We start from the raw sequence: 10,460 nt of genomic DNA on the forward strand, positions 1-10,460 counted from the left end.
CCTTTTAATTTAACATTTACAGAAGATTTGGCCTCTCCTATACTAGATGTATAAACAAATCCATTAGAATTCTTGTTGAAGTGCACCATAAAGTTATAGTAATTACTAGTATCTAGCTTACTGGTAAAACTTTGGGCATTGCGAAAAATTGGACAAAAAACAAATGTAAACAGTAAAGGGAATTTCATAGATAATGGTTAAATAATATTCATGTTAATAATTGGTTAAAAGAAATGTAAGCAGTTTAAATGATAAATGTACTTAAAAAATGTATCTTAATAGTAAGTGTTTATGTAGTGGTTTAACTGCGGTATAAACTTAGCTGGTCCTGTATCAATGTATACAAATTATGCTAAATACCAATGAACCCAAACCAGTAGTTTCAAGAATAATTTCACCCACCAATATCACTGCTTTTCTAAAATAAAAAGAGCTCCCGGATATTCTCCGGAAGCTCTTTTGTAAATAAATGAATCAGCTACTTAAAAAGCGTAAGCGCTGGTGGTATTCAGCATAGAAACATCTTTGGCTTCGAGCTTGGTGGTACCCATCAGGAACAGGTCTACTTCGCGGGCGGCCTCGCGGCCTTCCGAAATAGCCCAAACCACTAACGATTGACCACGGCGCATGTCGCCGGCGGCAAATACTTTGGGTACGCTGGTTTGGTAGCTGGCATTACATTTCACATTGCCGCGTTCGTCCAGTTCAACGCCCAGTTCTTCAATCATGCCTTTGTGCTGCGGGTGTACAAAACCAATAGCCAATAAAGCTAACTCACAAGGAATTTCTTTTTCGGTGCCGGGCACTTCCTGGAATTTAGGCGCTTCGCCGGGAGTAGTACTGCAGAAATCCATCTGCGCCACCTTTAAAGCTTTTAATTTACCTTCTTCGTCGCCGATAAACTCTTTGGTTACAATAGCCCAGTTACGATCGCAGCCTTCTTCGTGCGAGGTAGAGGTACGTAACTGCATGGGCCAATTGGGCCACGGCGTAGAAGCATGACGTTGACCAGGAGGTTTCGCCAATACTTCTATCTGGGTAACCGATTTGGCCCGGTGCCGGTTAGAAGTACCGACACAGTCGGAGCCGGTATCGCCGCCCCCAATTACCACTACGTTTTTATCAGTAGCCCAGAGTTCTTCTTCCGGGGCAAATTCTTTGCCGGCTATACGGCCATTTTGCTGGGTTAAAAACTCCATGGCAAAATGTACCCCTTTCAGGTTACGGCCCGGAATACCTAAATCGCGGGCTACGGTAGAACCACCGGTTAATACCACGGCATCAAAAGAACGCATCAGGGCGGCTACTTTAATATTTTCGCCTACGTTGGCATTGGTCATAAACACCACGCCTTCTTCTTCCATTACTTCTAACCCACGATCTACTACCCATTTTTCGAGTTTAAAATCCGGAATACCGTAACGCAGCAAGCCGCCAATTTTATCAGACCGTTCAAAAACAGTAACCGAATGGCCGGCGCTGTTTAATTGGGCAGCGGCCGCTAACCCGGCGGGGCCAGAACCTACTACCGCTACTTTTTTACCGGTGCGGAGCGGTGGGGTTTTAGCCCGTACATAACCTTTTTCAAAAGCAGCTTCGGCAATGCTTTTTTCAATTTCTTCGATGGTTACCGGGGGCTTGTTAATACCCAATACACAGGCGGCTTCGCACGGAGCCGGACAAATACGGCCGGTAAATTCCGGGAAGTTATTTGTCGAGAATAATATTTCGGCGGCTAGTTCCCAATTCTGTTCGTAAACGGCATCGTTAAATTCCGGAATAATATTACCCAAGGGGCAACCACTGTGGCAAAACGGCACCCCGCAATCCATACAGCGGGCGGCCTGCGTTCCTATTTTTTCTTCGCCAAAAGGCTCGTAAAGTTCGTTGTAATCGTTAACCCGCAGTTTGGGGTCACGCTTTTTCGGCAACTCTCTACCGAATTCCAAAAATCCTGTTGGCTTACCCATTTACTACAGCCTCCAAATTATCGATTCCTACTTCTTTTAATTCTCTTCTTTTGAGTAATACCTTTTTGTAATCGCTTGGCATTACTTTAATAAAACTATTTACGGCCTGCTCCCAGTTACCCAATATGCCTTCGGCTACGGCGCTACCGGTAAAGTCAAAATGGTTTTGGATTAACCGTTTCAGTTCGGTAATGTCTTCCGCCTCCATTTCGTCAAACTCTACCATTTCCATGTTGCAGCGTTGCGCAAATTTCAAACCGGGATTGTATACATAAGCAATACCACCGCTCATACCTGCCGCAAAGTTACGGCCGGTTTCGCCTAATATTACCGCTACCCCACCAGTCATGTATTCGCAACCGTGGTCGCCTACACCTTCCACAACCGCTTTGGCACCGGAATTCCGGACGCAGAAGCGCTCGCCGGCCTGGCCGCGAATGTAAGCCTCACCATTAGTAGCGCCGTAAAACGCTACGTTACCCGCAATAATGTTTTCGCTGGCTTTAAAAGTAGCTTTTTTAGGCGGATACAGAATTAATTGACCGCCCGATAAACCTTTACCAAAGTAGTCGTTGGCTTCGCCTTCCAGTTCAAACTTAATACCAGGGGCAGCAAAAGCACCAAAGCTTTGCCCGGCCGAACCGGTAAATTTGTAATTAATGGTACCCGCCGGTAAGCCTACGCCTTTAAACTTCTTCGAAATTTCATAAGACAGCATGGTACCGGTTGCACGGTCGGTGTTGGAGATATAGAATTCGCCGGTTACGGGTTCTACATTTTCCAGCGCCGGCTTAGCGGTTTTAATCAAGTCAACATCCAACACGGTTTCTAAAGCGTGCTGCTGCTCTTCTTGCTTGTAAATACCTACTTCTGGTCCGGCTGGCTCTTTGTGTAATACTGCCGACAGATCTACTAACTTGTGTTTCCAGTTAGTAAAATCATTCCGCATTTCTAACCGGTCAACCTGGCCTACCATTTCGTTTATGGTCCGGAAACCTAATTCAGCCATTATTTCGCGTAGCTCTTCGGCCAGGAAGCGGAATAAATTCACAATGTCTTCCGGCTTGCCACTGAACAGGGCTCTTAGCTCTGGATTCTGGGTAGCAACTCCTACCGGGCAAGTATTTAAATGGCATTTGCGCATCATAATACAGCCGGCCGTTACCAAAGCAGCCGTGGCCACGCCCCATTCTTCGGCTCCTAACAATGCAGCAATAGCTAAATCCCGGCCGGTTTTCATCTGGCCGTCGGCCTGTACCACAATCCGGCTGCGCAGTTTATTGCGTACCAAAGTCTGGTGGGCTTCGGCTAAACCTAATTCCCAAGGCAAACCAGCGTGCTTAATCGAACTAATCGGCGAAGCACCGGTACCGCCATCGTAACCCGAAATTAAGACCACATCGGAGAAAGCTTTGGCCACCCCGGCCGCAATGGTTCCTACACCCGCTTCCGATACCAGTTTCACGTTGATGCGGGCCTGCGGATTCGAATTTTTCAGGTCGAATATTAATTGGGCTAAATCTTCAATTGAGTAAATATCGTGGTGCGGTGGCGGCGAAATCAGACCTACCCCGGGGGTAGAATGACGCACGCGCCCAATCCAGTCGTCTACTTTATGGCCAGGTAACTGGCCACCTTCGCCCGGCTTAGCGCCCTGGGCCATTTTAATCTGTAATTCGTCGGCGTTGGCTAAATAATAGCTGGTAACCCCAAAACGCCCCGAGGCAACTTGTTTAATGGCCGAACGTTCCCAATCGCCGTTTTCTTTGCGCTCAAAACGAATTTCGTCTTCGCCGCCCTCACCGCTGTTGCTCTTACCGCCAATGCGGTTCATGGCAATGGCCAAGGTAGTATGGGCTTCGTGCGAAATAGACCCGAATGACATAGCGCCAGTAGCAAAACGCTTGAAGATACTTTCGGCGGGCTCTACTTCGCTTAACGGAATAGATTTGCCTTCTTTAAATTTAAGCAGACTGCGCAACGTGCAGGCTTTTACCCCTTGCTCGTTTACCAGTTTTGAATATTTTTTAAATACACTGTAATCGTTGGTGCGGGTAGCCTGTTGGAGCAAGTGAATGGTTTGCGGGTTGAACAGGTGATACTCGCCGCGACGTTTCCACTGGTAAATTCCGCCTACTTCTAATTTGGGGTTAGGCACAAATTTATCCGGGAAGGCTAGTTTATGCTTAATTAATGCCTCTTTGGCAATATTATCTAAGCTTAAACCACCAATACGCGATACAGTACGGGTAAAATATTTATCGATTACATCTTGGCTAATACCCAAAGCCTCAAATATCTGGGCACCCTGGTACGACTGCAACGTTGAGATTCCCATTTTCGAGAATACTTTTAGTAAACCGTCGTTAATAGCTTTAATGTAATTGTAATTTAATTTTTCGAGCGGCGACTCGGATTTGATAATGCCTTTTTCCTGCAAATCGGCAATAGAATCGAAAGCCAGGTAAGGGTTAACCGCCGAAGCACCAAAGCTGATAAGTGTAGCAAAATGATGCACTTCCCAGGCGTCGCCGCACTCCACTACCAAACCGACCTTGCCGCGCAAGCCTTTGCGCATCAGGTGGTGGTGTACCGCCGATGTGGCCAACAGCGAAGGAATAGGCGCGTGGCTGCTATCTAAACTCCGGTCCGATAATAATATAATCGAGAAACCATCTTCTACCGCATCGGCCGCATATTGGCAAATCCGTTTCAGGGCTTTTTCCATGGAGCCCGGCTGACCATCGGCTTTAAAATAAGTATAGATGGTTTTGGTTTGGAAATATGACTGGTCGAGGAACCGGATTTTCTCCAGCTCTTTTTTGGTAAGTACTGGCTGCTGCAACTCTACCATGCGGCAGTGCAGCGGGCTTTCTTCGAGTAAGTTTAAACCACCCCCTACGTAAGAAGTTAAAGACATAACCATCCGTTCCCGGATTGGGTCGATGGGCGGGTTAGTTACCTGGGCAAATAATTGTTTAAAGTAGCTCGAAAAATGCTGGCTTTGGTCCGATAAAATAGCCAAAGGCGTATCGGTACCCATAGAGCCGAGTGGCTCTTTGCCGGTTTCGGCCATCTCAGCCACAATTACTTTTAAGTCTTCGGAGGTATAACCAAAAGCTTGTTGGTGCTTGAGCAAGGCTTGCTGGCTAGGCTGGTGAAAAGTACCCAAAGCCTCCGGCATATCTTTTAAGCGGATTTTATTTTTTAACCACTCGTGGTAAGGCTGGCGCGAGCAGATATCGTCTTTTACTTCCTCGTCAGAAATAATACGCCCCTGTTCTAAATCGGCCACGAACATTTTACCAGGTTGTAAACGGCCTTTTTTTACAATTTTAGCCGGGTCTACTTCCAGTACACCTGCCTCCGAGGCCATAATTACCTTATCGTCGTTGGTTACCAGGTAACGCGACGGCCGCAAACCATTACGGTCTAAGGTAGCTCCTACAATTTTACCGTCGGTAAATGAGATAGAAGCCGGACCATCCCAGGGCTCCATCAAGGCGGCGTGGTATTCGTAGAAAGCGCGTTTCTTTTCGCTCATGTGGTTGTTGCCGTCCCAGGCTTCTGGTATCAGCATCATCATCACGTGCGGCAAAGAACGGCCACTCAAAGTTAAGAGTTCTACTACGTTATCGAGGTTAGCCGAGTCGGACTGGGTAGGATCGCAAATGGGCAAAATCATATCCAGCTCTTCGCGGGTAAAATATTTAGAAGTAAAGGCCGCTTCAGAAGCTCCCATCCAGTTGGTATTCCCTTTAACCGTGTTAATCTCGCCGTTGTGGGCAATATACCGGAAAGGCTGCGCCAACCGGAAAGACGGGAACGTATTGGTTGAGAAACGCGAGTGTACTACGGCCAGCGCCGAAACCACATTTTTGTGCTGCAGATCCGGGAAGTAAGACCGTACCTGAGACGTGGTAAACTGGCCTTTGTACACAATGGTTTTATAAGAGAGCGTCGCAATATAAAACGCCTCGTTAATATTGGGCAATGTTACCGACTCGCGTACCAGGCGGGTAGTATAATTGCGCAGAATAAATAATTTTCTTTCAAAATCGTCCAGGTTGGTCACCAGGTCAGGCCGCTTAATAAACACCTGTTCCATTACCGGCTCTACCTTCAGGGCACTTTCGCCTATTTCGCCGTTGTACGTGGGCAGCTTGCGGTAACCCAGCAATTGCATGCCTAGCTTCTCAATATTCCGGTTCAGAATATCGCGGCACTCTTCCCGTAATTTTTCATCTTGCGGAAAAAACACCAACCCTACTCCGTACTGGCCAAAAGGTGGCAGTTTAATGCCCAGCTTCAGGCATTCGTCAACAAAAAACTCGTGGGGTATCTGAATTAAAATACCCGCGCCATCACCGGTGTTAGTTTCGCAGCCGCAAGCACCACGGTGCTCCATACGGGCCAACATGTGCAAGGCGTCTTGCACAATATCATGGGATTTTCGGCCTTTTAAGTGGGCTACAAAGCCGATACCACACGAATCATGTTCAAATGATGGATGATATAAACCCAAATTTTCTTGGTTTGACATTATCGTATTAATTCTACAAAAATTAAGTATGCGTAAGGCGTATATATATTTATCTCAGCGGATAGCTGCGCAGTAAAAAGGTGGCCAAAAGAACTAAAAAAGTATGGCTACACTTTCACTTTTACAGTTTTGCAGTTTCAAAGTATTAAAGAAAAAGAACATTTCATAATATTAATTATAATTTTTCAATCGATTCGGTTCTATAAATATAAAGACCAGGCCTTAAAAATTAAAAATTTATTAATATCACTTCCCAAACGCGAATATATTTAAAAGAACAATGCCACAAAGACATTTTTATTAAAAAAAATATATTTTTATTAAAGAATAACCTTTTCCTCAGTTTAGATGCTGGTATTCTTTTAAAACCTGAAGGTAAAAACCCGGACTGCGTTTAAAAATTTAGTTGGTGGTAGTAGGTAGATAATCTTATTTGCGGGAATCTTATGCGCCCCAAACCGATGGGCGTTTTATCAAGTAGTAATTAATAAGTATTAACAAGTAGTAATTAATAAGTATTAAATTAAACCAAACTAAAGTAATAATACAAATACCTTTTAAACTTGGTTCCGGATTAACTCTTTTAATAAAAAAGTCATTTGGGGTTCGGCCTGCGCCGCTGCCGCTAAAATATCGGCCAGAGCCACTTTTTTAATCTTACCGGGCGCACACAAATCGGTAATAACCGACAGGGCAAAACAAGGTAAATCCATGTGGCGGGCAGCAATTATTTCGGGTACGGTAGACATACCCACGGCATCGGCCCCAATTATACTTAAAAACCGGTACTCGGCTTTTGTTTCTAGCATAGGCCCCGGCGCACTCACGTACACGCCGGTACGTAGCTTTAAATTATGGGAAGCGGCAATATGCTGAGCCTGCAAAATAGTAGCCTCGTCGTATACCTCGCTCATATCCGGAAACCGTGGCCCCAGTTCGTCCAGGTTTTTCCCAATAAGCGGATTATCGGGCAGCAGGTTTATGTGGTCGGTAATTATCATTAAATCACTGGTATTAAAATCAGGATTTAACCCGCCGGCCGCATTAGACACAAATAATTTTTTAATACCCAGCAACTTCATTACGCGTACCGGAAAAACCACTTGGGTCATGTTGTAACCTTCGTAATAATGAAAACGCCCCTGCATAACCACTACCCGCCGGCCAGCCAGTAAACCAAATATAAGTTTCCCCGAATGGCTCTCGACGGTGGATACCGGAAAGTGCGGAATTTCTTCGTACGGCAAACTATATTGTACTTCTAGGTCGTTTACCAGGGCGCCCAAACCGGTACCCAGTATAATACCAAACTCCGGGGCAAAACTATTGGTTTGCTGTACTAAAAAATCGGTGGCGTCGTGTAACTGCTGCATGGGAAATAGTAGAAGGAATAAAGATAAAAGTACATCAACCAGAATCAGAATAATGGGTATTGAATACTCCCCGAATAAAGCCTTTTATAAGTGGTACTTCTGCAAGCTATAAAGAAATAGAAGTTAGTGCTTCGTCAAATTAAAAATCATGAATGTAGGGTTTGAGCGCTTTTGCTTTCTCAGCACTCACTTAGTTCTAATAATTAAATTGGATGAGCACTAGACTGGGATAAATTTTATCCGGATTTAAATAAATAGCCAGAATGGCTAGAAGCGCTATTGGCTTAGTTTACTTTAGCTAAACAAGCATAAAATGAATGGATTTTACCAAAACACTTTATGCCTGTTTAACTAAGGTAGAGATAAAGAATTTAGTTGATATTGAAATCATAAGGCATCCGGACCTGAATCCCTTGCATTCGCTGTACCTTTTTCGCGTTTTCGTAGAACGGATACAACTCGCCTAGTTCGGCTTTGAGGTAATGCGTGCGTACCCGGGTTTCCATATTCGATAAAAAGCTGTCGAAGAATGTTTTTTGCTGGGGCAGTTTTTTCAGGGTATATTCTTTTTCGATGCCGGCGCGTTTTGCAGCAATAGCAATGGCCTGATCTATGCCGCCCAGTACATCTACCAAGCCCCGTTCTTTAGCCTCCAAACCCGACCATACCCGGCCAGCCGCTAAGTTGCGCAATTGTTCTACGGGCATGCGCCGGCCTTGAGCCGCTTTGGTGGTAAAATCGTCGTAAATACGCTCTACGCCCCGCTGTACTATTTGCCGCTCGGGGGCGGTTAATTGGCGGGTTAAAGTGGGCATATCCGAAAAACGACCTGTATTTACCCGGTCTACGGTAATCCCTAATTTGTTGTCCAGGAAATTTTCGAGGTTGGCCAATAAACCAAATACCCCAATGCTGCCGGTAATGGTATTGGGGTGCGCCACAATGGTATCGCAGGCCATGGCCATGTAATACCCGCCCGAAGCCGCCACATCCGACATAGAAGCAATAACCGGCTTTACTTTTTTGGCCAGCATTACTTCGCGCCAGATTACATCTGAGGCCATCGCGCTACCGCCTGGCGAATTAATGCGCAACACAATTGCTTTGATATTTTTATCCTGCCGGGCTTTTCTAATTTCCTCGGCAAACTTAGTACCACCAATATTGTCGTTGCCACCTTCGCCGTTTACAATTTCGCCGGAGGCGTAAATTACAGCTACCCGGTTTTTAGAGTAACCATCGTTGTCATCGGCCAGTTTGCGGTATTTTTTCAGTTCTACCAGGTTTAGTTTGTCATCTTTTTTAATACCGGCTTTTTGCTTCATGTAAGCAATGGCTTCATCAAAATAACCCACATTGGTAATCATGCCGTGTTTCAGGGCATCTTCGGGGTAATGAATCAGCATGGAGTCCGATATTTTCTTCATATCGACAAAAGACTTGCCTTTGGCTTTACCAATATTTTCGAGCGAATAATTGTTTAAACTATTCAGGAAAGAAGTAACCTGCAGCCGGTTGGGCGCACTCATTTTATCGAGCAAAAACGGTTCTACGGCACTCTTAAACTCACCTACTTTAAATATTTCGGGCTGAATATCGAGTTTTTCCAAAGTACCTTTAAAGAACATAACTTCGGAACTCAAGCCGTTAAGCTCCAGGGCACCTTGCGGATTTAAATATTGCTTATCGGCTACTGAGGTCAGGTAAAAAGCTTTTTCTGAGCAAATATCGTTGTAGGCCACAATAAATTTACCTGATTTTTTAAAGTCCAGCAGTTCGTTCCGGATTTCTTCTACGGTGGCCATGCCGGCCGTTAATATTTCGGTACTCAGGTAAATGCCTTTAATGTTATCGTCGGTTTTGGCGTGCCGGATAGCAGCTTTTATTTCGTCGAGGCCGTAGCTGTTGCTGGTCAGGCTGCCCAACACATCCATGCCCTCAAAGGGATCGTCCTGGCTGCGCTCATCAATATTGCGGTCGAGCTTTAGTTCCAATACCGAATTTTTCTTCACCACTACTTCTTTCTCGGAGGTAGCCGAGGCCGCAATGCCCAGCAGGATAAAGAACATTAAAATAAAAAACAGAAAAAGGCCTAAAATAGTGGCCAGGGTATATTTAAGAAACTGTAACATAAAAGATAAATTACTACTTAGAATAATGGGTACAAGCTACAAATTGTTTAAATAAAATAAGCGTGTTTTAGAATATTTTAGAATATTTATGCAGTCCGGTTAAAAAATAGAAGCTTTGTATAATGTGCCTGGCGTTTTTTATAAATCAAACCAAGAGATTAAAATTAGGTTTATCTTTTGCAAGATTCCATCTGGCAATGCACAGATGCCAACTAGTTTGAAATATCTAAGTAAGCTCCCGACCGCGAGGCCCCGTCGGTGGGTTAAGACGGCCTAATCTTTCTTTGCTCCTTCGTCGGAATGCTAAAGCACCGGTAACTTAGAAGGTCTTCACCCCACCGACTGCGAAATTTATCAGTAGCTGCTGCTTTTCTGCCCTGAACTTTACAGGAGAATTTTATCATCCAAATATTTACTAAAAGAACTCTCCTACCGGAGATGC

General features: G+C 44.9%; 5 protein-coding genes. All 5 read right to left on the bottom strand.

Annotated features, from left to right (window positions below; genetic code table 11):
• A partial coding sequence (locus ACO1R6_RS10040) for a hypothetical protein (RefSeq protein WP_486264389.1) occupies nt 1-188 on the bottom strand: 188 nt, incomplete at its 3' end.
• A gap of 294 nt (nt 189-482) precedes the next feature.
• Nucleotides 483-1,970 carry a glutamate synthase subunit beta gene (locus ACO1R6_RS10045; protein WP_486264391.1) on the bottom strand — a complete coding sequence of 496 codons (1,488 nt, stop codon included), beginning with the start codon at nt 1,968-1,970 and terminating at the stop codon, nt 483-485.
• On the bottom strand, nt 1,963-6,513 hold the full coding sequence (gene gltB / locus ACO1R6_RS10050) for a glutamate synthase large subunit (RefSeq protein ID WP_486264393.1): 4,551 nt from the start codon (nt 6,511-6,513) through the stop codon (nt 1,963-1,965). The genes ACO1R6_RS10045 and gltB overlap by 8 nt, the downstream gene beginning before the upstream one ends.
• A 557-nt stretch (nt 6,514-7,070) precedes the next feature.
• On the bottom strand, nt 7,071-7,886 hold the full coding sequence (locus ACO1R6_RS10055) for a purine-nucleoside phosphorylase (protein WP_486264395.1): 816 nt from the start codon (nt 7,884-7,886) through the stop codon (nt 7,071-7,073).
• A gap of 371 nt (nt 7,887-8,257) precedes the next feature.
• On the bottom strand, nt 8,258-10,018 hold the full coding sequence (sppA, locus tag ACO1R6_RS10060) for a signal peptide peptidase SppA (protein WP_486264397.1): 1,761 nt from the start codon (nt 10,016-10,018) through the stop codon (nt 8,258-8,260).
• Nucleotides 10,019-10,460: the final 442 nt, after the last annotated feature.

It is taken from the genome of Adhaeribacter sp. (assembly GCF_057359045.1).